Origin of the sequence: Cupriavidus agavae (assembly GCF_004217045.1) — a bacterium.
Taxonomy (GTDB): Bacteria; Pseudomonadota; Gammaproteobacteria; order Burkholderiales; family Burkholderiaceae; genus Cupriavidus; species Cupriavidus agavae.
Window position 1 is genome coordinate 2132686 of record NZ_SGXM01000001.1, and the last position, 23351, is coordinate 2156036.

A 23351-nucleotide genomic window follows, 5' to 3' on the forward strand; every position below is an offset into this window, starting at 1 on the left:
GCCCGCTCAGGCCGCGTCGCGGCCCGCCTGCAGGAAGGCCGGCGCGTCCAGCAGGCGGCCGATGTCGAGCACCTGCCAGCCGCGCCCGTCGCGGTCGGTGAACGGCGCGCCCTGCCAGGCGCCGCCCGGCTCGGCTCCGGCCGCCGGGGTCAGGTCCACGGCATGGCGCAGGCCCACCACGCGCGTGGCGACGATGCCGCAGGCGCGCTCCACGTGCCGCGACAGCACCACGATCTTGCTGCCCGGCTGCACCGGCGTGGCACCTTCGCCGCAGAACAGGCCGAAATCGATCACGCCCAGCAGGTTGCCGCGTGCGTTGACCAGCCCGCGATACCACGGCTGGGTCAGCGGCACCGGCGCCGGCGCGCGCATCTCGATCACCTCGCCGGTCTCGGCCAGCGGCAGCAGCCAGTGGCGCTGGCCCACCAGCACGCCGAGGTAGCTGTCCACGGCGGGCAGGCTGCGCGCCTCGCGCAGGCGCCGGGCCAGCATGGCCTGGTAGTCGTGCAGACGGGTCTGGCGGGCTCTGACATCCTGGCGCGGCGCGTTCATATCGGGGTACCGGGTGGAGCGGGTCGTAAGGCGGAGGGGTGAGGCGATGCCGGCGGGGAGCCCCGGGGGACTCCGGACGCTCAGTGCGTCAGCGCGGCGATCTTCGTGAACAGCTCCTCGCTGTCCACCGGCTTGACGATGTAGTCGGACGCGCCCTGGCGCATGCCCCAGATGCGGTCGGTTTCCAGCCCCTTGCTCGTGCACATGATCACGGGGATGTCCTTGAAGCGGTCGTCGCGCTTGATGGCGCGCGTGGCCTGGTAGCCGTTCTGGCCCGGCATGACCACGTCCATCAGGATCAGGTCGAAGGCTTCGGATTCCAGGCGCGCCATGGCCTGGTCGCTGTTGCCGGCCACCGAGACCTTGAAGCCCTTCTTGCCGAGCAGGTCGGACATGAACAGCGCCTCGGTGGGCGAATCGTCGACGATAAGGATTTTGCTGATGGTCATTGTTGGTTCCTGGATGCTTGCGGCGGCATCGGTCATGCCGCCACGGCCGTGCCCGTCTCGGCCGCGCAGCCGCCCAGGCAGGTCTGTACCGCCTGCAGCAGGGCTTCGCGGGAGAACGGCTTGGCCAGATGGTTGTGCGCGCCGACGAGCCGGCCGCGCGAGCGGTCGAACACGCCGTCGCGGGACGACAGCATGATCACGGGGATGGCGTGGAAGCGCGGGCTTTTCTTGATGAGGGAGCAGGTCTGGTAGCCGTCGAGCCGCGGCATGAGGATGTCGCAGAAAATGACATCGGGGCGCAGGTCGCCAACCTTGGCGAGCGCCTCGAAGCCATCCTCGGCCAGCATGACCTGGAAGCCCGCCTGCGTCAGGAAGATCTCCGCCGTGCGGCGGATGGTGCTGGAGTCGTCGATCACGAGCACCTTCGCGGCGGCCTTGCGCGGCGCGCCGGAGCCCCCGGCGCCGGCCATGCCGCCGCCCTCGACCCCATCGACTGACGTGTCTGATTCAGTAGGATTGACCCGCATGTTGTTCCCGCGACCAACTGCCTGAAACTGCAACAGGCGTCGGCATTCACTTGAGAACTTCCGCACGGCAGACGCTGATGGCGCGCCGGCGGCCCCCGATTTTCGTTTTCCCAATCAAAAAAGCCCGGCTATCCTGCCGGTGGCGGCGCGTACCCGAACGCGCTGCCTGGACTGCATGTTCTTTTGCTGCGAACGCCGCCTGGCCCAAGTGGCCGGACCGACGCTCAGTTTTGCCGCAGAGTGTGACAACTCGTGATGGGGCCGTCAATCCGGACTCTCCGGACCGCCCGGCGCCACCTGCCGTTCTGTCGCTTTGGCGCGACGAACGGACCTTCAGGACGGCTGCCTCAGATGGCTACCATCTCGAAATCTTCCTTGCGGGCACCGCATTCCGGGCAGGTCCAGTTGATGGGCACGTCTTCCCATTTGGTGCCCGGGGCGATGCCGTCTTCCGGTGCGCCGGCGGCCTCGTCGTAAATCCAGCCGCAGATCAGGCACATCCAAGTCTTGTATTCCATATGCAGGCTCTCGCCACTCTCCATTAAAATCCAGCGCATGATGGTACCCAATCAGCGCCGATGACGCCACCCATGGACGGGGGTGCCCGGCCCGATATCGCCGCGTTCGCGCACTTTAGCGTGGAGATGCCGCCCGAACGGCACCCTTTTGGCCCGGATTGCCGCGTTTTTGGCAGCCGGCCCCGCCCCGCGCGCCCCTGCCCCCGGCCGGACGCCCGTCTTTCCTGAATTTTCCTGACCCCGATTCCCATGACCCGTAACCAGCAGCTCTTCGACCGTGCCCAGCAGACCATTCCCGGCGGCGTCAACTCGCCCGTGCGCGCCTTCCGCTCGGTGGGCGGCACGCCGCGCTTCATCACCCGGGCCGAGGGCGCGTACATGTGGGACGCCGATGGCCAGCAGTACATCGACTACATCGGCTCCTGGGGGCCGATGATCGTCGGCCACGCCCACCCCGACGTGGTGCGCGCCGTGCAGGAGACGGCCAGCCAGAGCTTCTCGTTCGGCGCCCCGACCGAGGCCGAGATCGTGATGGCCGAGGAAATCTGCAAGCTCGTGCCGTCGATCGAGCAGGTGCGGCTGGTGTCGTCGGGCACCGAGGCCACCATGAGCGCGCTGCGGCTGGCGCGCGGCTTCACGGGCCGCGACCTGATCATCAAGTTCGAGGGCTGCTACCACGGCCACGCCGACAGCCTGCTGGTCAAGGCCGGCTCGGGCCTGCTGACGTTTGCCGACACTACCCAGAACGCCCCGTCCTCGGCCGGCGTGCCCGCCGATGTGACGCGCCACACGATGGTGCTCGAATACAACAATGTCGCCCAGCTCGAAGAGGCGTTCGCGCGCCACAAGGGCGAGATTGCCGCGGTGATCGTGGAGCCCGTGGCCGGCAACATGAACCTGGTGCGTGCCAGCGATGCCTTCCAGCAGGCCATGCGCAACCTGTGCAGCGAGCACGGCGCCGTGCTGATCTTCGACGAGGTGATGACCGGCTTCCGCGTGGCGCTGGGCGGCGCGCAGGCCCACTACGGCATCACGCCCGACATGACCTGCCTGGGCAAGGTGATCGGCGGCGGCATGCCGGCGGCGGCCTTCGGCGGCCGGCGCGACATCATGGCCAAGCTGGCGCCGCTGGGCGGCGTGTACCAGGCCGGCACGCTGTCCGGCAACCCGCTGGCCGTGGCCGCCGGCCTGGCCACCCTGAAACTGATCCAGGCACCGGGCTTCTACGATCGACTGGCCGCCCAGACCCGCAAGCTGACCGACGGACTGACCGCCGCCGCCCGCGCCGCCGGCGTGCCGTTCTCGGCCGACGCCATCGGCGGCATGTTCGGCCTGTACTTCACCAATGACGTGCCGGCCAGCTTCGCCGAGGTCACCAAGGCCGACGTGGGCCGCTTCAACCGCTTCTTCCACGCGATGCTCAACGAGGGCGTCTACCTGGCACCGTCGGCGTTCGAGGCCGGCTTCGTCTCGGCCAAGCATGACGACGCGATCATCGCCACGACGATCGAGGCAGCGAAGAAGGCGTTCGCGGCGGGTTGAAGGCTCCAACCTGCTTCAGGTTTGCTGCCCTCTCCCCCAACCCCTCTCCCACTTCGCGGGAGAGGGGAGCCAAAACATTTGAATTCAGCCCCACCACCGCCTGCACTACACTCCATATTTGCCTGAACCGAATTCAAGGAGTGCTTCCGATGCGCAATGTTTCCGCGCTGTGCCGCTGGATGGTGCTGGCCGCGATGGTCAGCCTGTTGTCCGCCTGCGGCTACAACGACTTCCAGACCAAGGACGAGGCCGTGAAGGCGGCCTGGGGCGAGGTGGTGAACCAGTACCAGCGGCGCGCCGACCTGATTCCGAACCTGGTGGCGACGGTCAAGGGGTATGCCAGCCATGAGCGCGAGACGCTGGAGGCGGTGACGCGGGCGCGGGCGCAGGCCACGAGCATCCAGGTCACGCCCGAGACGCTGAACGATCCCGAGGCGTTTGCGAAGTTCCAGCAGGCGCAGGGGCAACTGACCGGGGCGCTGTCGCGGCTGCTGGCGGTGGCCGAGGCGTATCCGCAGCTCAAGGCCGACGCGGCGTTCCGCGACCTGCAGAACCAGCTCGAAGGCACCGAGAACCGCATCACCGTGGCGCGCCAGCGCTACATCGCGGCGGTGCAGGACTACAACGTGCTGGCGCGCAGCTTCCCGACCAACCTGACCGCCATGGTCTTCAAATACCCGGTCAAGCCATCGTTCACGGTGGAGAACGAGAAAGCCATCGCCACGCCGCCGGCGGTCAAGTTCTGATTCCGGATCTGGCGAAACGACGATGCGCAGGCTGATCCCGCTCTGGTTCCTGGCGTTGCTGCTGGCCCTGCCCTCGTGGGCGGCGAGCGCGGCGGACGGCTTCGTGGCCGTGCCGCCGCTGCAGGCGCGCGTGACCGATCTGACCGGCACGCTGAGCACCGACCAGCGCGGCGCGCTGGAGAACGTGCTGGCCGAGTACGAGCAGCAGCGCGGCAGCCAGATTTTCGTGCTGATGGTGCCGACCACCGAGCCCGAGACGATCGACCAGTACAGCATCCGCGTGGCCGAGGCGTGGAAGGCGGGCCGCAAGGGCGTGGATGACGGCGTGATCGTGCTGATCGCCAAGGACAACCCGGCCGGGCTGCGCAAGATGCGGATCGAGGTGGGCCGGGGCGTGCAGGGGTCTCTGACCGACGCGGTGTCCGGGCGCATCCTGCGCGACGTGATGGCGCCGCATTTCCGGCAGAACGATTTCTACGGCGGGCTGGTGGCCGGGGTCTCGGCGATCCAGTCGGCCATCGACAAGGAAGGACTGGCCGCGCCGGACCGCACCAGGGCCCAGGGCGATATCGTCGGCGAGTGGCTGCCGGTGCTGTTTCCGATTGCCATCATCGCGTTCTTCTTCATTTCGGCGCTGTTGCGGCGCGGCCGGCAACCCTATGTCGTGACGAGCCGGCGCGGCTGGCCGACCGGCACCGCCGGTGGGCTGGGCGGCATGACCGGCTACGAGATCGGCCGGCGCTGGGGCGGTGGCGGCGGTGGCTTCGGCGGAGGCGGCGGCGGCGGTGGTTTCGGCGGCGGTGGCGGGGGCGGCTTCGATGGCGGCGGCGCCTCGGGCAACTGGTGAGGCATCGGCGATGAAGAAAGCAAAGGCTCCGCATCCGCCGCTTGGCACATCACTGCAACGCACGCTGCGCCATGCCGGCAGTGGCGTGGGCGTGGCGCGCAAGGCGTTTCCCGACGAGGCGCGGCACCAGATCCAGGTGGCCGTGCACAAGGGCGAGCAACATCACCGCGGCGAGGTGCGCGTGGTGATCGAGGCCAGCCTGCCGCTGGCGCTGGCCTGGGCCGGCACCACGCCGCGCGAGCGCGCCCGCGCGCTGTTCGGCGCGCTGGAGGTCTGGAATACCGAGGACCACTCGGGCGTGCTGCTCTATATCAACCTGGCCGACCACGCCGTGGAACTGCTGGCCGACCGGGGCATCGACGCCTGCGTCAGCCCCGACGCCTGGCGCGCGATCTGCGACGAGCTGGTGCACGGTTTGGCGGAACGGCTATGCGTCAAACCGGTGCTCCACGCGATCGAACAGATCCACGCGCTGCTGGTGGCGCACTTTCCGGCCGAAGCCGGGCACAACCCCAACGAACTCGACGACCGGCCGATCATCCTCTGACGATCTGCCGGCAAGCCGTCACTGGCGCGCCTGCGCGGCGCTGCGCGACACCTCGATCACGAAGATGAAGGTCAGCACCACGGCGGCCAGCGCGAAGATCGCGTAGCCCATGTTGGTGCCTTCGAGCGCGAGCAGCGTGGGGGAATAGGTGCGGCCGGTGCAGATCATCGTGCCGGCGGCCATGCCCGTGTAGTGCATGCCGCAGACCGCCACGCCCATCACGAACGCCGCCACCACCTGCCAGCCGCGCGTCTTCACGGTGGTGGCCAGCCACAGGCCGACGATCGATACCACCACGGCGATGCCCGCCGACAGCGCCACGATCTGCCAGTCCCACTCGAAGCGGCTGTTGGTGTGGATGGCGGCCATGCCCGTGTAGTGCATCGTCGTGACGCCCAGCCCGGTCAGTACGCCGCCCGCCACCACATTGCCGGCCACGCTGCCGGTATGGCGCGAGGCGCGCGCCAGCCCCGCCGCGACAAAGGCCATGACCACCAGCAGCGACCCCAGCGTGGTGAACAGGCCGAACTCGCGGCCCGTGGGGGTGCGGTAGGCCACCATGCCGATGAAGTGCATCGCCCAGACCGCCCCGCCGCCAAGCGCCACGCTGGCGCACAGCAGCCGGTCGCCGTCGAGCGAGCCGTCGGCGCGGCGGATGCCGCGCGACCAGCGCAGCGCCACGTAGGCGCCGCAGACCGAAATCAGGAAAGACAGGCCGACCATCGGCCAGTTGTAGAGGTACGGCACCACCGCCCCCGGAACCGCCTGGAAACCCTCGAACATGACCCCTCCGCTTGGCTCTGTTGTCCAGTGCCGCAGAGTTTGGCGAGCGCTTCAAACGTTCACCTATACCTAATACGAGTATCGGAAGTGGGGTATCGGGGTGGGCCGGCGCGGCTCAGGGCCGCTTCTTCTCCATCAGGTACCAGAGCGCGGCCAGCACCTGCACCACGACCAGGCCGCCCCAGACCAGCAGATGGGCCGACACGGGATGGCGGCCGTCCACCGTGGGGAAGACATCGAGCACGACCCCGATGCCGACCTGGAACACGAAGGTGGCCAGGAACACCGTCAGCGTCATGGCCGTGGTGGCCCGGCCGATCAGGTTGTCCGGGAAGCGGCGCGCCAGCAGCGCATAGGTCAGGATGCCGCTCGACCCGAACACGCCGTAGGCGCCCCACAGCAGGCCCAGCGGCAGGAACGGCAGCCGGGCCATCAGCAGCAGCTGGACCACGATGAACGAGATCATGCCGAATCCGGCAAACGCATAGAGGCTGATGCCGCGCCGCTCCAGGTGGCGCGCGGCCCAGCCGGCGCCGACGCAGCCCCCCATCATCGCCAGGCCGATCACCGACACCAGCCGCGCGCTCTCGGCCGGGCCGAGCCCCTGCACGTCGTGCATGAAGGCGCTGACCCACAGCGTCTGCACGGCCAGGAAGATGCCCTGGTTCAGCAGCGTCAGCGGCACCACGCGCCAGAAGCGTTCGCTGCCGAGGATCTGCCGCGTGCCGCGCATCTGCTCGGCGAAGCTCTCCTTGGCGGGGCGCCGCGCATCGGGCACGCCAAACCACAGCAGCAGCGCCATCGCCAGCGAAAGCAGGCCCATGCCGATACTGACCGTGCGCCAGTCCGTGATCGACATCAGCCACGACAGCGGCGCCCCCACCACCACGGCGCCCAGCCCGCCGATGGCCATTACGAGGCCGTTCAGGAACGGCATGCGCGCCAGCGGAAACCACATCGACAGTGCCTGGATGGCCGCGCCGAGGCAGACCGATACCCCTACGCCGATCATCGCCCGCCCCGCCGCCAGCCCGGCCATGCCGGGCGCCCAGGCGAATACCAGCGAACCGGCCACGGCCAGCAGCAGCAGCGCCGCCTCGGTACGGCGCGGGCCAAAGCGGTCCAGCAGGATGCCGGCCGGCAATTGGGCGCAGGCGAAGCCGAGGAAATAGAAGCTGGTCAGCAGGCCGAGGTCGCCGGCGGTCAGCCCCAGATCGCGCGTCAGGAACGGGGCAAAGCCCAGATTGACGCCGCGGAAGATGTACGAAACCAGAAAACCGAGCGAGAAGACCGCAAGCACGCGCCAGCGGGCCGGCGAGGCATGACGGGATTCGGGAGTGGCCGTGGCGGACTGGGGTGTGGCGGGGGCGGTAGACGTCGTCATTTCGCCATTGTGAATCACCACCGTGGTGCAAATCCACCACTCCATCCGGTGACGCAGGGGTATCAGGCGCCCCGTCCGGGGGAGACCGTGTTTGAAAAGTCTGCCCGGCTGGTGTCACACGGTTGAGACAGGCAAACGGCCGGCCGTCTTCAAGAGCCTTATCAGACGCTTCAGGTACGTAACAAAGCGCGGCCAGCAGCCCGGTCAGTTTCATGAATGCAACCATTTGGCTTCCGACGCATTTTGCTGGGGGTTGCGCGACGTTCCTCCATCTTCCGGACGAATTGACAGGGCCTCTGCACCACTTTTGGGTTCAGCATCGGACGGAAGGATGAGGGAAGGCTCCGCGCGATGCCTGCCCTGCGCCGGCCGGCAACGTCGGGGTGAGACCGCCGGAAGACCGCCCGGCGAGGGGTGACGTCATCCGCCCGGCTCCCCTCTTCGGACGGGTCACCCAACAAATGCCTTTTGCGCCGCTTCAACAATGCAACGTTTCTGGCCGGCAGGCGCTGATCGGTGCCGACCCCTACCAGCCTTGTACAAAGGATCGCAAGCGCCGCTTTTGGAGTCGGCCATACGCCACAAAACCACGTAAAAGATACAAAGCACGCCCCACAGATGGCGAAAAAAGCACGTAACGATTCAGAAACATCTGGTTACACAGTCTCGGAAACGACGCACCGGCGGAAACCCACCTCCATATAAATCAACGAGTTAGCACCGGTGGCACGTTCGTCGCTGTATGGCTGGCACAAGGCAGCGCGGCAAGCCACCCAGAACAGGCCACCGACGCAGCCGGCAGACAGGAAGCACGGAAGAACGGGGAAGGACGGCAGCACGCAGCAAGGCAGGACGGGAGAAGGGGCGACGGTGCCTGGCACCCGCAGCCCCGGGGGAGGAAAGAAGTTGCAGCAAATTCGGGTGTGGGAACGATCCCTGGAGAAGGGTCGGATCGAACCCGCAGTGTCCGTCAGGGTGCAACGCGCCGCCGGGAGTGGCGCCGCGCATCGGACACCGGTGGAGACACGCCTTGCGGCGCGGCTCCGCCCCCGAGCCAGGTGGAACCGGAACAGCGGCCACGATCCCGTGGCATCTGGCTGGTTTGGCCTCGGCCGGTTTCCGGCCGGAACCTTGTGCCCGATCTCCAGCGGGCATTTTTTTCCACCAACCATGACGTGAAGGAGAAGGACATGAACACCATGTTCAATGGCATCAAGCATTTTGCCCAGGAAGAAGACGGCGCCGCCGGCATCGAATACGCCCTGCTGCTGGCGTTCGTGGCCCTCTGCATGGTCGCGGCTGGCCCTGCGGTCAAGACCGCGGTGACGTCGATCTGGACCGCCATCTCGGCCGCCCTGACCGCTGCGGCCTGACGCCCCACGCGGTCCGGCGCGACGCGCCACGCGCCGGACCGCAGTGGCCGCCTTTGCCACACCCCGGCGCACCCCATTTCGCATGAGAGGCTGCCATGCAGATCACGGAACGCTTCACCGCCTTTGACCCGCTCACCACGGCCTGCCTGCTCGCCGTGCTTGGCGTGGCCGTGGTGACGGACGTGCGCAGCCACCGCATTCCGAACCGGCTGATCGTCGTGGCGGCGCTGGCCGCGCTCGGACTGCAGATGTTCCAGCACGGCATGGCCGACGGCGCGTGGCGCTGGGCCACCGGCCTCGCGGCCGGGCTGGTGCCGCTGCTGCTGCTCTACATCGTCCGGGCCGTGGGTGCGGGCGATGCCAAGCTGATGGCCTGCGTGGGCGCGCTGGCGGGCGCCCACGCGGTGCCGGCGATCCTGCTGGGCACCGTGCTGGCGGGCGGCGTGCTGGGGCTGGCGGTCATGCTGGCCCGCCGCGAGACGCGGCGCACGCTGCAGGCGGTGCTCGGCACGCTGCTGTGGCTGCCGTTTGCCCGCGACGCGGCGTCCGCCACGCCGGCGGCCCCGGCCCCGGGCAGCAGCGGCGGCGGCACGCAGCGGCTGCGCACGACCAGGAGATTGCCCTACGCGGTAGCCATCGCGGCGGGTGTGGTGCTGGCGATGGCGCGCGTGTTCTGACACGCGGCGCATCGGCCAGCCAGACGAGGGAAAAAGCCCGGCACACCGGGCGGGAACGGGAGAACGATCATGGCCAGGAAGCTTCGCAACAATGTCAGCACGCCCGGCACGCGCCGCTGCCCCTCGCGCCTGTTCGACCGCGCACCGCTGACCCAGCGGCCGGCCCAGGCCGCACGCACGGTCCGCCAGCACATCGGCTGGGTGTTCCACCACTAGCGGCGCACCGCCCGCCTCACACCGCGCACCGCATCGCCTGACCCGGCATCCCGCATGGCGCACCGCTTCCGGTGCCGCCAGGGGCGCCTGCACCCCGGAACAACGGAGGACCATCAAATGAGAAACGTACGCACCCTGATCATGCTGCTGATCGCGGCCCTGGCCGGCCTGGCGGCGGTCGTGCTGGCCTCGCGCTGGATGGTGGAACAAAGCGCCGGGAGCACCGTGAAGGTGGCCGTGGCCAGCACCGACATCAATCTGGGCCAGCGCCTGGCGCCCGAGTTCGTGAAGCTGGTGGACTGGCCGCGCGAAAGCCTGCCGCCGGGCACGCTGGCCGACCTCAAGGCCATCGACGGCCGCGTGACCAAGGCCAGCGTGATGCGCGGCGAGCCCGTGCTGGAAAGCAAGCTGACGCCGGCTGGCACCAAGGGCGGCCTGTCGGCGGTGATTGCCGACGGCAAGCGCGCCATCACCGTGCGGGTCAACGACGTGGTGGGCGTGGCCGGCTTCGCGCTGCCGGGCAGCTTCGTCGACATCATCGTCAATACCAACAAGGACGCCAAGGGCAGTGGCACCGAGCCCGAGCAGTCGATCTCGAAGATCGTGCTCGAAAAGATCCTTGTGCTGGCCGTGGCGCAGGAGGTCAACCGCGACGAGACCAAACCCAAGGTGGTCAACGCGGTCACGCTCGAAGTCTCGCCCGAGGAAGCCGAGAAGCTGGACCTGGCGCGCAGCGTGGGCTCGCTCTCGCTGGTGCTGCGCAACCAGATCGAGGCCCGCCCGGTGGATACGGCCGGCGCCACCAAGCGCAGCCTGCTCAACGAGCCGGTCGTCCAGGTGGCCGCGCCGGCGCCGGCGGTCCGGCCCATCCAGGTCGTCCAGCGCGTGGCCGAACGCAAGACCAACACCAACTGCGTGGGCGTGATCAGCGGCATGCATCAGGACAAGGAGTGCTTCTGAGCGGGCCTTTGCCCAGCCAGAAGTCACCAACCGGGGGAACATCATGAAGACCAACCAATCGATGCACCGCACGCTGCGCCTGGGGACGCTCTCCACGGTGGCCATCGCCAGCGTCTGGCTTGCCAGCACGCAGGTGCAGGCCGCCGAGGAAGCCGCCGCCGCGGCCGCCCAGCCCACGCGCATCGCCGCCAGCGGCCCGATCCAGCTGACCATCGGCGCGGCCGCCACGCCGGCCCCGGCCAGCGACGCCGCCAGCCGTGGCCCGAGCTGCGTGGGCGCCGCCGCCGAGGCCGAGCAGGTCACGGTGCCGGTCGGCAAGTCGCGCATGCTGCCGCTGCCCGAACCGGTGCGCACCCGCACGCTGGGCAACCCGAGCGTGGTGCAGGCCATGCTGGTCTCGCCGCAGACCATGTACCTGCTGGGCCTGGAGGTGGGCACCACGAACATGATCGTGCAGGGCCGCAGCGGCCGCTGCACCGTGATCGACGTCGTGGTCAGCGCCGATCCGGGCGGGCTCCAGCAGGCGCTGCGCTCGCTGCTGCCCGGCGCGCGCAACGTGCAGGTGGCCGCCGCCGCCGACAGCTTGGTGCTGAGCGGCAACGTGCCCGATTCCGCCACGGCCCAGCAGGTGATGGATATCGCCAACGCGTTCGTGCAGCGCCAGTCGCGCAGCCCGCTGCAGGCCCCGCCGCAGGCGCTGGGCGCGCCGGCCAACGCGCCGGGCGGCCCGGCCATGATGATGCCGATGGGCGGCGTGATGATGCCGGTCTCGTCGGCCACCACGCAGAACAGCGGCATGCCGGTGCGCAGCAGCCGGCTGATCAACATGCTGACCGTCGACGCACCCCAGCAGGTCATGCTCGAAGTCAAGGTGGCCGAGGTCTCGAAGACGCTGATCGACCAGCTCGGCGCCGCCGCCAACCTGCAGGGCGCGTTCGGCAGCTGGTCGTTCGGGCTGCTGGCGAACTTCCTCTCGGGCGGCGCCGGCGTGATTGCCGGGGCCAAGAACAACGCGCTGCCGCTGAACTTCCAGATCGACGCCCAGAAGGGCGACAGCCTGGTAAAGATCCTGGCAGAGCCGAACCTGATGGCGATCAGCGGGCAGGAAGCCAGTTTCCTGGCCGGCGGCAAGGTGTTCATCCCGGTGCCGCAGTCGTCGTTCGGCGGGGTCACCACGATCGTGCTGCAGGAGGAAACCTTCGGCGTGGGGCTCAAGTTCACGCCCACGGTGCTGCCGAACGGCCGCATCAACCTGAAAGTGGCGCCCGAGGTCTCCGAGCTGTCGCCCACCGGCGTGGCGCTGACCGCGCCTAACCTGCAGGGCTCGACGATCCTGCCGCTGATCAACACGCGGCGCGCGTCCACCACGCTGCAGGTCATGGACGGCCAGAGCTTCGCCATCGGCGGGCTGATCAAGAGCAACGTCACCGGCAGCCTCAAGGCCCTGCCCGGCGCCGGCGAACTGCCAGTGCTCGGCAACCTGTTCCGCAGCACCAACTTCCAGCAGGACCGCAGCGAACTGCTGTTCGTGGTCACGCCGCGCCTGGTCAAGCCGCTGCCGCCGAACTATCCGATGCCGACCGACTCGTTCGGCCCGGGCACCAACGGCGAGGTCTACATCAACGGCAACATGGAGGGCCACCCGGTGCGCGTGCCGGACAACCTGGCGCCCATGCCGGCGGCCGCGCCGGCACCGATGCCGACCGTCCCGGCCGCCCCGGCCCAGCGCACCGCGCCCACCACGTCGATCGGCCCTGCGCCGGCCGACGCCCCGGCGGCCAGCGGCCAGTTCACGCCGACCGCCGCCCTGCCGCCCACCACCGTGGCCGCCAACGGCGCGCAGTGACCGCGCGACCCGACATCCACCGACACAGACAGGGGACGATCATGACCGCCTACGCAAACCTGAGCCGCCTCGGCCGCGCCGCCGCCCTCGCCCTGCTGGGCGCCGGCCTGGCCGGCTGCATGAACACATCGCCGATCTGGGACGCCAACTTCGGCGAATCGGTGCGCACCGTGCGCCAGCTGCAGACGCTGAACCCGAACGCCACGTTCGCCAACAGCACCGATCCGGTCACCGGCATCGACGGCCGCGCCGCCACCTACGCGATGGACCGCTACGGCCAGTCGTTCCGCGCCCCGCCCACCAACGGCAATACGTTCGTGATCGGCGTGGGCGGCGCGACCAGCGCCGGCGGGGCCTCGCAGTAGGCGCCCGCCACCCCGGAATCCATTCCACACCACCACACGGAGCCGCGACATGGCCAAGCTGATACTGATGTCCGCCGACGAGACACGCGCCCGGCAGATGCTCGCCCTGGCCCAGCAGGCCGATACCCGGCGCCAGCCGCAACTGGTGTGCATGGACCCGGCCAAGGCGCTCGGCACGGCCGGGCTGCTGCACGCCACGGATTTCGTCGTGCTGCAGGCCGACGAGTTCGACATGGACATGCTGGAGCGGCTGCGCCAGCGCTTTCCGGAGCCCGGCGACGTGCCCTGCATCCTGGTTACGCCGCAGCCATCGGCCGAGCTGCTGATGCGCGCCATGCGCATGGGCGTGCGCAGCGTGCTGCGCTGGCCGCTGGACCCGCGCGAGTTCAACGAGGAACTGGCCCGGCTCGACACCCGGCAGGAGGCGGAGGCCGGCGCGCAGGCCCGCACCGTGGCGTTCACCTCGTGCAAGGGGGGCAGCGGCACCACGTTCGCCGCGTCGAACTTCGCCTACGCGGTGGCTACGCTGCGCAACAAGCGCGTGCTGCTGGTGGATCTGGACCAGCAGTTCGGGGACGCCGCCTTCGTGGTCACGGACAAGACACCGCCTGCCACGCTGGCCGACATCTGCCAGCAGGTGGACCGTCTCGACGCCGCGCTGCTCGACGCCTGCGTCACGCACGCCCACCCCAACCTCGACGTGATTGCCGGCGCCGGCGATCCGGTCAAGGCCGCCGACATCCGCGCCACGCACCTGGAGCGCCTGCTCGACCTGGCGCGCCCCGCCTACGACGTGCTGGTCTTCGACCTCGGCCAGGCGATCAACCCGGCGGCGATCATGGTGCTGGACCACTGCGACACGATCCACCCCGTGGTGCAGCTCTCGCTGCCCTACCTCCATGCCGGGCGGCACATGATGGAGATCTTCCAGTCGCTGGGCTACGCGGCCGAGCGCACGCAGGTGCTGGTCAACCAGTTCGAGAAACACGCGCCGGTCACCATCCGTACGCTCGAAGACGCGCTGGGCGCCCGCGTGGCGCACACGCTGCCGCTCGACAGCAAGCACGCCCGCGAGGCCGCCAACCAGGGCGTGCCGGTGCTGCAGCTGGCGCCGCACAGCGCCACCTCGCGCGTGCTGCTGCAGATGGTCGAGCAGATGTTCCCGGCCCCGGCCCGGAAAGAAGAGGGGCTGCTGGCCCGCCTGCTCGGCCCGCGTGGCCAGAGCGGCCAGAGCGGCCAGAGCGGCCAGAGTAGCGATGGCGCCCGGCCGCTGCCCGTCGGCCGCCACGCGTAACGCCAGCGGAGAACCATCATGTCACTGCGTGCCCACCTCTTCGAGAAAGCCGGCGAGACGCCGAGCGAGCGGCTGGCCGACCGTACTGGCGACCGTCCGGCCGAGCGCGCCGCCGAGCGGCCCGCCAGCCCCGGCGCCAGCGCCGCCTACCACCAGCTCAAGGTCGACATGCACGCGGCCATCATCGAGCGCGTGGAGCTGGAAAAGCTGCAGCGGCTCACGCCGGACCAGGTGCGGCGCGAGCTGGCCACGCTGGTCGAGCGGCTGATCGACGAACGCAATATCCCGATCAACGAGGCCGAGCGCCGCCGGCTGATCAATGACGTGCGCGACGAGATGCTGGGCTACGGCCCGCTCGAACCGCTGCTGGCCGACCCGACGATCTCCGACATCCTGGTCAACACGGCCAGCAAGGTCTACGTGGAGCGCCGGGGGCGGCTGGAACTGACCGATGTGACCTTCCACGACGACGCGCACCTGATGAAGGTGATCGACCGCATGGTGTCGCGCGTGGGCCGGCGCATCGACGAATCCAGCCCGATGGTGGACGCCCGCCTGCCCGACGGCTCGCGCATCAACGCGATCATCCCGCCCTCGGCCGTGGACGGGCCGCTGCTCTCGATCCGGCGCTTCGCGGTCAACCCGCTGATGGTCAAGGACCTGGTGGAACTGCAGACCCTGACGCCGCCGATGGCCCAGCTGATCGAGGCCATGGTCAAGGCCAAGCTCAACATCCTGATCTCGGGCGGCACCGGCAGCGGCAAGACCACCATGCTGAACATCCTGTCCGGCTTCATCCCCGCCAACGAGCGCATCGTGACCATCGAGGATGCCGCCGAACTGCAGCTGCGCCAGGACCACGTGCTGCGGCTGGAAACGCGCCCGCCCAACATCGAGAACCGGGGCGAGATCACGCAGCGCTCGCTGGTGCGCAACGCGCTGCGGATGCGCCCGGACCGCATCATCCTGGGCGAAGTGCGCGGCGCCGAGGCGCTGGACATGCTGCACGCCATGAACACCGGCCACGAGGGCTCGCTGGCGACCATCCACGCCAACACCGCCCGCGACGCGCTGACCCGGCTCGAAAACATGATCAGCATGGCCGGGCTGGCGCTGCCGCCGCGCACGATGCGCCAGCAGATCACCTCGGCCATCACCGTGATCCTGCAGGTGTCGCGGCTGACCGACGGGCGCCGCAAGCTGATGAGCATCCAGGAAGTCACCGGCATGGAGAGCGACGTGGTCAACATGCAGGAGATCTTCACGTTCCGGCGCACCGGCGTGGACGCCGAAGGCCGCGTCAAGGGGCACTTCTGCGCCACCGGGGTCCGCCCGCACTTCTCCGAGCGGCTGGCGTCGTTCGGGCTGTCGGTGCCCGAGCGGCTCTACGACCCCTCGGTGCGCTTCGAGGTCTGAACCCGGATCCGGTCAAGGAGACCCGCCATGAGCAATACGATGATCGGTTTCGGCGCCTGCCTGTTCGTCGCCATCGTGACCGCCGTCACGGTGGGCTACCAGTGGTGGCATCGCCGGCACAGCGCCGCGGCGCGCCGCTTCGGGCGCCGGCTGCGCGCGGTGGCTTCGGCGCCCTGGCAAGGCGAGGGCGAGGCGTCGATCATGAAGGCCCGCGCGCTGGCGCAGTCGCCGTTCATGACCGCGCTGCTGCGCCGGCTGCCGCTGGGCTCGCTGGACCGCACGCTGCAGCAGTCGGGCCTGCAATGGACTGTCTCCACGTTCGTGACCATGACACTGCTGCCACCCATGGCGCTGTGGGTGGCTGGCCGGGTGCTGGACCTGCCCGGACCGCCGCTGGCCGCCGCCGCCCTGCTCTGGCTCGCGGTGCCGGCGCTCCACGTGCGCCGGGCGCGTGCGAAACGGCTGCAACGCATCGAAACGCAGTTGCCCGAGGCCGCCGACATGATCAGCCGCGCGCTGCGGGCCGGCCACTCGTTCTCCAGCGCGCTCGACATGGCCGGCGAGGAACTGCCCGAGCCGATTGGCGGCGAATTCCGCACCACGTTCGACGAGATCAACTTCGGCACCTCGATGCATGACGCGCTGGGGGCCCTGGTGGAGCGCGTGCCGCTGCCGGACCTGCGCTACCTGGTGATCGCGGTGCTGATCCAGCGCGAATCGGGCGGCAACCTGGCCGAGATCCTCGGCAACGTCAGCGCCATCATCCGCGAGCGCATGAAGCTGCTGGGGCAGGTGCGCGTGCTGTCCGCCGAGGGCCGGCTCTCGGGGCTGATCCTGGCGCTGCTGCCGTTCGTGGTGGCCGGTGCCATGTATCTGCTGAACCCGGAGTTTCTCGACCCGCTCGCGCAGGACCCGGCCGGGCCGTGGATCGTCGGCTACGCGCTGTTCCTGATGGCGCTGGGGCTGGTCTGGATGCGCCGGCTCGTACGCATCCACATCTGAGATTGGACTGAGGAACGCATCATGAAAACCGGCCAGATCCTGATCCTGCTGCTGACCTTCGTGCTGACCTTCGGCGCCGCGCTGGCCGCGATGCTGCTGGCCCAGCCCAACGCGCTGCGGCGCCGCATCTCGCAGGCCACGCTGGTGCGGACCGAGGAAAACACCACCCCCGCGCTGCAGGACGAATGGCTCCAGCGCATGGCGCGCGTCTCGCAGCCGCTGGCCAAGCTGGCCGTGCCCAAGGAGGGGTGGGAGGCTTCCACGCTGCGCACGCGCTTCCTGAACGCGGGCTGGCGCAACCCGTCGGCCATCCCGCTCTACTTCGCGGCCAAGACGCTGCTGGCGCTGGCCTTTCCGCTGGCGCTGTTCGCGGCCACCGGCGGCACGCTCGGCGAGGACAACCCGCGCCTGCTGCCGGCCGCGCTGCTGGGCGCCGCCATCGCCGGGTTCTACCTGCCCGACCTGGCACTGCGCCGGCGCATCGCGCGCCGCAAGCAGGAGATCTTCGAGGCCTTCCCCGACGCGCTGGACCTGATCACGGTGTGCGTGGAAGCCGGGCTTGCGCTCGATGCCGCGCTGCTCAAGGTGGTGGAGGAACTGCGCGCCAGCGGCACGGCGCTGTGCGACGAACTCGAACTGCTGGTGCTGGAACTGCGCGCCGGACTCTCGCGCGAGAAGGCGCTGCGCAATCTGGCCCTGCGCACCGCCGTGGACGATGTGGACATGCTGTCCAGCATGCTGATCCAGGCAGACCGCTTCGGTACCAGCATCGCCGAGTCGCTGCGCGTGCAGGCCGACACGCTGCGCACGCGCCGCCGCCAGCGCGCCGAGGAGCGCGCTGCCAAGATCGCCGTGAAGCTGCTGTTCCCGCTGATCTTCTTCATCTTCCCGTCGCTGATGGTGGTGCTGCTGGGCGCGCCCGCGCTGCAGTTCTACCGCTCGCTGATGCCGTTCATGACGAGCCAGGGCGGCTGAGCGCCACCCCGTCACCCCAGCCCAGGAGCCGACCATGCTTGCGCGCAACCCTGCCAGCCACGCCACCCGCAGACACCGCGGCGCCAGCGCCGTGGAGTTCGCGCTGGTGGCGCCGATCTTCTTCCTGCTGCTGTTCTCGATCGTCGACTTCGGCGCCATGATGTGGGCCAACCTGACGATGCAGCACGCGGTGCGCGAGGCCGCCCGCTACGCCGTGACCGGCCAGAAGGGGCTCGACCCGAACCAGAGCCCGCAGCGCTACCGGGCCGTGCTCGAAAAACTGGAGCAAAGCTCGCTGGGGGTGTTCAACATGTCCAACGCGCAGGTCAGCACCTGGGTCAACGGCTCGTCGCAACCAAGCGGCGCGGGCATGTTCGGCACGGCCGGCGACATCGTGGTGATCCAGGTGACCTGCAACTGGCCGTTGCTGACCCCCGTGGTGGCCGCCTTCTACAAGCCGACCAACGGCAAGTACCGCTTCAGCGTGGCCGCCACCATGCGCAACGAAGCCTTCTAACCGCCTGAACCGCGCCAGCCGCCCGGGGGACCGCCATGACCGCCTGCAACCTTCGCCAGACCCGCCGCCAGCCTGGCCGCCACACTGGCCGCCGGCGCCAGCCGGCGCGCGGCATCGCCGTGATCGAGTTCGCCATCCTGCTGCCGATCTTCATCTTCATGACGCTGCCGGTGATCGACTTTGCCCGCGCCATCCAGGCCAATCTGATCCTGATCAACCTGACCCGCGAAGGCGCCAGCCTGGCCTCGCGCAGCTCGCAATTGCCGCAGACCATCATGGACTCGCTGGCACAGACCACCCCGCCGCTCAAGATGGGCCAGCGCGGCATGATCTACATCACCAAGGTCATGGGCAACGCCGAGAACTGCAACAGAAATGGCAACAACTGCACGGTGCGCAACATCGTCCTCGAACAGCACCGCTGGACGGACGGCTGGGGCAGCGGCGGCAGCGCGCCCGGCAGCAAGGTCTACGGCTGCGCCAGTTTCAGTTCGGGTGACGGCGCCTGCCGCAACCTGCCCACGCCCGGCACCAGCTCGCCCACCGCCAACGCCATGACCGGCAAGCTGACCGACGGACAGGTGATCTACGTGGTGGAGAGCTACTACAACTTCGAGATGCTGTTCCAGGGGCTGACGATGGGCGTGCTGCGCATGCCCACGCTCGGACCCAACCTCTATTCGTCCACGACGTTCTGAACCGGCGCACCCCGGCAAAGGAGGCCCCATGACCACGACACCACGCCGCGCCCCGTTGCGCCCGCGCCCGGCACGTCAGCGGGGGCAGATCACCATCGTCGCCGCGCTGCTGATGTTCGGGCTGGCCGGTGCGGCCGGGCTCGGCATCGACGCCGGCATGGCCTACATGACCAAGGCCCGCCTGAACGCGGCGGTGGATTCCGCCGCCGTGGCCGCCGCCCGTGCGGTCACCAACGGCACTACCCAGGCCGAGCAGGCCGCCGCCGCGCGCCAGGCCGCCACCGACTTCTTCAACGTCAATTACAAGACCGACTACCTGCGCGGCAGCCGCTCGATGGCCACGCCAAACGTGGCGTTCGACCAGGGCAAGGTCACGATCACGGTCTCGGCCAACGCCACGATGCCGTTGTCCTGGATGAAGGTGCTGGGCTTCAACAACGTGGCCGTGGCGGCATCCTCCACGGCAATCCGCAAGGATCTGGACATGGTGTTCGTGATCGACGCCTCGGGGTCGATGGGCCCGGTCTGGAGCACGGTGCGCAGCAACGCCAACAGCTTCCTGAACCAGTTCAGCCCGTCGACGGACCGGGTGGGGCTGGTGCATTTTGCGACCGGGGCCGTGTCCGACATCGCCATCCGCACGTCGCAGCGCGGCTTCGACAGGCCGGCGATGCAGACCCGGATTACCGGGCTGACCAACGACGGCTCCACCAACTATGCCGAAGGACTGTGGCAGGCCCGCTCGCAACTGAACAGCATTCCGCAACTGAACCGGTCAAGCCTGCGGGTCATCGTGTTCTTCTCGGACGGCAAGCCCAATACGCTCGGCGCGGCCTACCGGACCAAGAACGGCAACACCTGCACGGGCAGCCTGTCCGCCTCGGGCGGCCTGGACGGCTACTTCGCCGTCGACCAGCAGGACACCCGGCTCGGCGGCAACTGCAACAGCCTCAACGGCAACAAGGAGCCCAGCCAGATGCCGGCCTACTACACCGCGCACAGCCCCACCGACACCGAGTTCCGGATCGTGGGCAGCAGCCCCCTGACGGTGTCCTCGTCCGTCACCAGTGGCAACGTCGGCAACGCTTCGTACAACGTTCCGATCGCCATGGCGTCGGCGCTGCGCGCCCAGGGCGTCTATATCTTCACACTGGGGCTGGACGGCAACGGCGGCTTCGACGAGGCGCTGCTCAAGCGCATGGCCAATACGCCAGACGCCACGGGCTACAACAGCAGCCAGCCCAGCGGCATCTACTGCTACGCGAAAACCATCAACGACCTGCGGCCCTGCTTCTCGAAGCTGGCCTCCGAGATCCTGCGGATCTCGCAGTAACGTCGCAGTAACCGATCGCCGACCGGGGACCGGCCACCCTCGCCGCACGCTTGACGGCGGGGGTGGGCCGGGGCGGCGAAGCGTGGGAGAATCAGCCCGATCGCGGCCAGCGTTGCCGCCACCGGGAGTCCCCATGAAGCTGCGCATCCTCAGCGACATCCATCTGGAACACAACACGCCCGACGCCGTGCCCGACTGCGCGGCGGACCTCGTCATCCTGGCCGGCGACATCGCCAACGGCCGCGACGGCATCGACTGGGCGGCCCGGTCCTTCGCCGGACCCGTGGTCTACGTGCCCGGCAACCACGAATACTACGAAAGCGCGTTCGACGCCGTGGACCCGCTGATGGCCGAGGCTGCCGCCGAGTCAGGCAACGTGACGGTGCTCAACGGCACCGTGGCGGAATTTGCCGATGCCGGCGGCCAGCGCGTGCGCGTGATCGGCACCACGTGGTGGACCGACTACTGCCTCTATGGCGAGAACCGCGCCGAAGAAGCCATGGAAGCCTGCTCGCGCGTCATGGTCGACCACCGGCTGATTGCCACGGCCGACGCCAACGGCCGGCACCGTGGTTTCACCCCGGCCGATGCGCTGGCCCGCCATCGCGCCGCCACCGCCTGGCTGGAAGACGTGCTGGCCCAGCCGTTCGATGGCCGGACCGTCGTGGTCACCCATCACGGCCCCGACCTCGGCAGCCTCGACGCCCGCTACGCGCACGACATCGTCTCGGCCGGCTTCATCTCCCGCCGCCCCGACCTGGTGGCACTGGCCGATGTCTGGATCCACGGCCACACCCATACCAGCTTCGACTACTGGATCGACGATTCGCGCGTGGTGTGCAACCCGCGCGGGTATATCTCCAGACGAAGCGGGCAGCCCGAAAACCCGGCGTTCGACTGGGGGAAGGTGGTCGAGGTTTAGCGCTTCCTGCCCGCTCGGTTTTCTCCCCTCTCCCACTTTGCGGGAGAGGGGAGTCAATCCGAGGAGATTCAAAAAACAAAAACCCCCGAGGGCTTGCACCCTCGGGGGTTTTTGACAGAACAGTCAGGCTGGTTGGCCTGGCAGTCCGGCTTGATTTACATCATGCCGTCCATGCCGCCCATGCCACCCATGCCGCCCGGCATTGCCGGAGCCGACTCTTCCTTCGGCGTTTCGGCAACGGCGCAGTCGGTCGTCAGCATCAGCGAAGCCACCGAAGCGGCGTTCTGCAGCGCGGTGCGGGTCACCTTGGTCGGGTCCAGCACGCCCATTTCCACCAGGTCGCCGTACTCGCCCGAGGCAGCGTTGTAACCGTAGTTACCCTTGCCTTCGATGACCTTGGCCACCACGACCGAAGCCTCTTCACCGGCGTTCAGCACGATCTGGCGCAGCGGCTCTTCCATGGCGCGCAGCACGATCTTGATACCGGCGTTCTGGTCCGGATTTTCGCCGGTCAGGTTCGAGATGGCAGCACGGGCGCGCAGCAGGGCCACGCCACCGCCAGGAACAATGCCTTCTTCCACGGCGGCGCGGGTGGCGTGCAGTGCATCTTCCACGCGGGCCTTCTTTTCCTTCATTTCGACTTCGGTGGCAGCGCCAACCTTGATCACGGCAACACCGCCGGCCAGCTTGGCCACGCGCTCTTGCAGCTTTTCACGGTCGTAGTCCGAGGTGGCTTCCTCGATCTGGGCGCGGATCTGCTTCACACGGCCTTCGATGGCCGATGCGTCGCCGGCACCGTCGATGATGATGGTGTTTTCCTTGCCGATCTCGATGCGCTTGGCCTGGCCCAGGTCCTGCAGCGTGGCCTTTTCCAGCGTCAGGCCGATTTCCTCGGCGATCACCGTGCCGCCCGTCAGGATGGCGATGTCTTCCAGCATGGCCTTGCGGCGGTCGCCGAAGCCCGGAGCCTTGACGGCGGCGGTCTTCAGGATGCCACGGATGTTGTTCACCACCAGCGTGGCCAGGGCTTCGCCTTCCACGTCTTCGGCGATGATCAGCAGCGGGCGGCCAGCCTTGGCCACTTGCTCCAGCACCGGCAGCAGGTCACGGATGTTCGAGACCTTCTTGTCGAACAGCAGCACGAACGGGCTGTCCAGGGCAACAACCTGCTTTTCCGGGTTGTTGATGAAGTACGGCGACAGGTAGCCGCGGTCGAACTGCATGCCTTCCACGACTTCCAGCTCGTCGGCCAGCGACTTGCCGTCTTCGACGGTGATGACGCCTTCCTTGCCAACCTTGTCCATGGCTTCGGCAATGCGCTCGCCGATCGAGGCGTCGCTGTTGGCCGAAATCGCGCCAACCTGGGCGATTTCCTTGCTGGTGGTGGTGGGCTTGCTCAGCTTCTTGAGCTCTTCCACGGCCGAGGCCACGGCCTTGTCGATGCCGCGCTTCAGGTCCATCGGGTTCATGCCGGCGGCCACGAACTTCATGCCTTCGCGGACGATCGACTGGGCCAGCACGGTTGCGGTGGTGGTACCGTCACCGGCGTTGTCGCTGGTCTTGGAAGCCACTTCCTTGACCATCTGCGCGCCCATGTTCTGCAGCTTGTCCTTCAGCTCGATTTCCTTGGCCACGGACACGCCGTCCTTGGTCACGGTCGGGCCGCCGAAGCTGCGCTCCAGCACCACGTTGCGGCCCTTCGGACCCAGGGTAACCTTCACTGCGTTGGCGAGAATGTTCACGCCTTCGACCATCTTGGCACGTGCGGCGTCGCCGAACACTACGTCTTTTGCTGCCATGTTCTGAATCTCCGAATCTGGGATAACCGCCCCGCGGTCATGGTGGGGGCGGTCAGGGAATCT

Annotated in this window: 25 protein-coding genes; 18 read left to right on the forward strand and 7 right to left on the reverse strand. The window is 68.5% G+C overall.

Annotation, left to right across the window (positions count from 1 at the left end; genetic code table 11):
• Positions 1-6: 6 nt before the first annotated feature.
• From EV147_RS09685 to EV147_RS09700, 4 genes are all read right to left on the reverse strand, one after another.
• Positions 7-552 (reverse strand): chemotaxis protein CheW, encoded by a 546-nt coding sequence (locus EV147_RS09685; protein WP_130390859.1) that lies wholly within the window; start codon positions 550-552, stop codon positions 7-9.
• Between the two features lie 80 nt (positions 553-632).
• Positions 633-1001, reverse strand: coding sequence for a response regulator (locus EV147_RS09690; RefSeq protein ID WP_130390860.1), 369 nt, complete (start codon positions 999-1001; stop codon positions 633-635).
• 32 nt (positions 1002-1033) lie between these two features.
• Positions 1034-1528 (reverse strand): response regulator, encoded by a 495-nt coding sequence (locus tag EV147_RS09695; protein ID WP_130390861.1) that lies wholly within the window; start codon positions 1526-1528, stop codon positions 1034-1036.
• Between the two features lie 347 nt (positions 1529-1875).
• Positions 1876-2046 (reverse strand): rubredoxin, encoded by a 171-nt coding sequence (locus EV147_RS09700; protein WP_008644874.1) that lies wholly within the window; start codon positions 2044-2046, stop codon positions 1876-1878.
• Positions 2047-2295: 249 nt separating this feature from the next.
• Between EV147_RS09700 and hemL the strand changes: the two genes are divergently transcribed.
• From hemL to EV147_RS09720, 4 genes are all read left to right on the forward strand, one after another.
• Positions 2296-3588 (forward strand): glutamate-1-semialdehyde 2,1-aminomutase, encoded by a 1293-nt coding sequence (hemL, locus tag EV147_RS09705; RefSeq protein WP_130390862.1) that lies wholly within the window; start codon positions 2296-2298, stop codon positions 3586-3588.
• Between the two features lie 149 nt (positions 3589-3737).
• Entirely contained in the window at positions 3738-4334 is a 597-nt protein-coding gene (locus tag EV147_RS09710) for a LemA family protein (RefSeq protein WP_130390863.1), read from the forward strand.
• 22 nt (positions 4335-4356) lie between these two features.
• Positions 4357-5181, forward strand: coding sequence for a TPM domain-containing protein (locus EV147_RS09715; RefSeq protein WP_130390864.1), 825 nt, complete (start codon positions 4357-4359; stop codon positions 5179-5181).
• A gap of 10 nt (positions 5182-5191) precedes the next feature.
• A complete protein-coding gene (locus tag EV147_RS09720) occupies positions 5192-5728 on the forward strand; it encodes a TPM domain-containing protein (RefSeq protein WP_130390865.1) in 537 nt (178 codons plus the stop codon).
• A gap of 18 nt (positions 5729-5746) precedes the next feature.
• On the opposite strand, the gene EV147_RS09725 is transcribed toward EV147_RS09720, so the two are convergent.
• On the reverse strand, positions 5747-6511 hold the full coding sequence (locus EV147_RS09725; protein WP_130390866.1) for an MHYT domain-containing protein: 765 nt from the start codon (positions 6509-6511) through the stop codon (positions 5747-5749).
• A gap of 115 nt (positions 6512-6626) precedes the next feature.
• Complete coding sequence (locus EV147_RS09730) at positions 6627-7895, reverse strand: MFS transporter (protein WP_130390867.1); 1269 nt, start codon at positions 7893-7895, stop codon at positions 6627-6629.
• Between the two features lie 1190 nt (positions 7896-9085).
• Here EV147_RS09730 and EV147_RS09735 point away from each other — a divergent pair.
• From EV147_RS09735 to EV147_RS09795, 14 genes are all read left to right on the forward strand, one after another.
• Entirely contained in the window at positions 9086-9268 is a 183-nt protein-coding gene (locus EV147_RS09735) for a Flp family type IVb pilin (RefSeq protein ID WP_407923206.1), read from the forward strand.
• Between the two features lie 95 nt (positions 9269-9363).
• A complete protein-coding gene (locus EV147_RS09740; protein ID WP_130390868.1) occupies positions 9364-9945 on the forward strand; it encodes an A24 family peptidase in 582 nt (193 codons plus the stop codon).
• Between the two features lie 69 nt (positions 9946-10014).
• Positions 10015-10161, forward strand: coding sequence for a hypothetical protein (locus EV147_RS25925; protein ID WP_157994675.1), 147 nt, complete (start codon positions 10015-10017; stop codon positions 10159-10161).
• A 117-nt stretch (positions 10162-10278) separates the two neighbouring features.
• Positions 10279-11121, forward strand: a complete 843-nt coding sequence (gene cpaB, locus EV147_RS09745) for a Flp pilus assembly protein CpaB (RefSeq protein WP_130390869.1) — start codon at positions 10279-10281, stop codon at positions 11119-11121.
• Positions 11122-11164: 43 nt separating this feature from the next.
• On the forward strand, positions 11165-12967 hold the full coding sequence (locus EV147_RS09750; protein ID WP_130390870.1) for a type II and III secretion system protein family protein: 1803 nt from the start codon (positions 11165-11167) through the stop codon (positions 12965-12967).
• A 41-nt stretch (positions 12968-13008) separates the two neighbouring features.
• Positions 13009-13332 (forward strand): hypothetical protein, encoded by a 324-nt coding sequence (locus tag EV147_RS09755; protein ID WP_130390871.1) that lies wholly within the window; start codon positions 13009-13011, stop codon positions 13330-13332.
• 49 nt (positions 13333-13381) lie between these two features.
• Complete coding sequence (locus EV147_RS09760) at positions 13382-14626, forward strand: AAA family ATPase (protein ID WP_130390872.1); 1245 nt, start codon at positions 13382-13384, stop codon at positions 14624-14626.
• Positions 14627-14644: 18 nt separating this feature from the next.
• Entirely contained in the window at positions 14645-16042 is a 1398-nt protein-coding gene (locus tag EV147_RS09765) for a CpaF family protein (RefSeq protein WP_130390873.1), read from the forward strand.
• A gap of 27 nt (positions 16043-16069) precedes the next feature.
• Positions 16070-17044, forward strand: a complete 975-nt coding sequence (locus tag EV147_RS09770; protein ID WP_130390874.1) for a type II secretion system F family protein — start codon at positions 16070-16072, stop codon at positions 17042-17044.
• Positions 17045-17065: 21 nt separating this feature from the next.
• Positions 17066-18019, forward strand: coding sequence for a type II secretion system F family protein (locus tag EV147_RS09775; RefSeq protein WP_130390875.1), 954 nt, complete (start codon positions 17066-17068; stop codon positions 18017-18019).
• 34 nt (positions 18020-18053) lie between these two features.
• Positions 18054-18536, forward strand: a complete 483-nt coding sequence (locus EV147_RS09780) for a TadE/TadG family type IV pilus assembly protein (RefSeq protein ID WP_130390876.1) — start codon at positions 18054-18056, stop codon at positions 18534-18536.
• Between the two features lie 35 nt (positions 18537-18571).
• Complete coding sequence (locus EV147_RS09785) at positions 18572-19234, forward strand: TadE family protein (protein ID WP_130390877.1); 663 nt, start codon at positions 18572-18574, stop codon at positions 19232-19234.
• Between the two features lie 28 nt (positions 19235-19262).
• Positions 19263-20567 carry a vWA domain-containing protein gene (locus EV147_RS09790; protein ID WP_130390878.1) on the forward strand — a complete coding sequence of 435 codons (1305 nt, stop codon included), beginning with the start codon at positions 19263-19265 and terminating at the stop codon, positions 20565-20567.
• A gap of 133 nt (positions 20568-20700) precedes the next feature.
• Positions 20701-21489, forward strand: coding sequence for a metallophosphoesterase (locus EV147_RS09795; protein ID WP_130390879.1), 789 nt, complete (start codon positions 20701-20703; stop codon positions 21487-21489).
• Between the two features lie 155 nt (positions 21490-21644).
• Here the strand turns inward: EV147_RS09795 and groL are convergent, their stop codons facing one another.
• Complete coding sequence (gene groL, locus EV147_RS09800) at positions 21645-23288, reverse strand: chaperonin GroEL (RefSeq protein WP_130390880.1); 1644 nt, start codon at positions 23286-23288, stop codon at positions 21645-21647.
• Positions 23289-23351 lie beyond the last annotated feature (63 nt).

Coding starts and splice junctions, on each gene's coding strand:
- EV147_RS09685 (WP_130390859.1), bottom strand. CDS start 552: ATGAACGCGCCGCGCCAGGATGTCAGAGCCCGCCAGACCCGTCTGCAC.
- EV147_RS09690 (WP_130390860.1), bottom strand. CDS start 1,001: ATGACCATCAGCAAAATCCTTATCGTCGACGATTCGCCCACCGAGGCG.
- EV147_RS09695 (WP_130390861.1), bottom strand. CDS start 1,528: ATGCGGGTCAATCCTACTGAATCAGACACGTCAGTCGATGGGGTCGAG.
- EV147_RS09700 (WP_008644874.1), bottom strand. CDS start 2,046: ATGGAATACAAGACTTGGATGTGCCTGATCTGCGGCTGGATTTACGAC.
- hemL (WP_130390862.1), top strand. CDS start 2,296: ATGACCCGTAACCAGCAGCTCTTCGACCGTGCCCAGCAGACCATTCCC.
- EV147_RS09710 (WP_130390863.1), top strand. CDS start 3,738: ATGCGCAATGTTTCCGCGCTGTGCCGCTGGATGGTGCTGGCCGCGATG.
- EV147_RS09715 (WP_130390864.1), top strand. CDS start 4,357: ATGCGCAGGCTGATCCCGCTCTGGTTCCTGGCGTTGCTGCTGGCCCTG.
- EV147_RS09720 (WP_130390865.1), top strand. CDS start 5,192: ATGAAGAAAGCAAAGGCTCCGCATCCGCCGCTTGGCACATCACTGCAA.
- EV147_RS09725 (WP_130390866.1), bottom strand. CDS start 6,511: ATGTTCGAGGGTTTCCAGGCGGTTCCGGGGGCGGTGGTGCCGTACCTC.
- EV147_RS09730 (WP_130390867.1), bottom strand. CDS start 7,895: ATGACGACGTCTACCGCCCCCGCCACACCCCAGTCCGCCACGGCCACT.
- EV147_RS09735 (WP_407923206.1), top strand. CDS start 9,086: ATGAACACCATGTTCAATGGCATCAAGCATTTTGCCCAGGAAGAAGAC.
- EV147_RS09740 (WP_130390868.1), top strand. CDS start 9,364: ATGCAGATCACGGAACGCTTCACCGCCTTTGACCCGCTCACCACGGCC.
- EV147_RS25925 (WP_157994675.1), top strand. CDS start 10,015: ATGGCCAGGAAGCTTCGCAACAATGTCAGCACGCCCGGCACGCGCCGC.
- cpaB (WP_130390869.1), top strand. CDS start 10,279: ATGAGAAACGTACGCACCCTGATCATGCTGCTGATCGCGGCCCTGGCC.
- EV147_RS09750 (WP_130390870.1), top strand. CDS start 11,165: ATGAAGACCAACCAATCGATGCACCGCACGCTGCGCCTGGGGACGCTC.
- EV147_RS09755 (WP_130390871.1), top strand. CDS start 13,009: ATGACCGCCTACGCAAACCTGAGCCGCCTCGGCCGCGCCGCCGCCCTC.
- EV147_RS09760 (WP_130390872.1), top strand. CDS start 13,382: ATGGCCAAGCTGATACTGATGTCCGCCGACGAGACACGCGCCCGGCAG.
- EV147_RS09765 (WP_130390873.1), top strand. CDS start 14,645: ATGTCACTGCGTGCCCACCTCTTCGAGAAAGCCGGCGAGACGCCGAGC.
- EV147_RS09770 (WP_130390874.1), top strand. CDS start 16,070: ATGAGCAATACGATGATCGGTTTCGGCGCCTGCCTGTTCGTCGCCATC.
- EV147_RS09775 (WP_130390875.1), top strand. CDS start 17,066: ATGAAAACCGGCCAGATCCTGATCCTGCTGCTGACCTTCGTGCTGACC.
- EV147_RS09780 (WP_130390876.1), top strand. CDS start 18,054: ATGCTTGCGCGCAACCCTGCCAGCCACGCCACCCGCAGACACCGCGGC.
- EV147_RS09785 (WP_130390877.1), top strand. CDS start 18,572: ATGACCGCCTGCAACCTTCGCCAGACCCGCCGCCAGCCTGGCCGCCAC.
- EV147_RS09790 (WP_130390878.1), top strand. CDS start 19,263: ATGACCACGACACCACGCCGCGCCCCGTTGCGCCCGCGCCCGGCACGT.
- EV147_RS09795 (WP_130390879.1), top strand. CDS start 20,701: ATGAAGCTGCGCATCCTCAGCGACATCCATCTGGAACACAACACGCCC.
- groL (WP_130390880.1), bottom strand. CDS start 23,288: ATGGCAGCAAAAGACGTAGTGTTCGGCGACGCCGCACGTGCCAAGATG.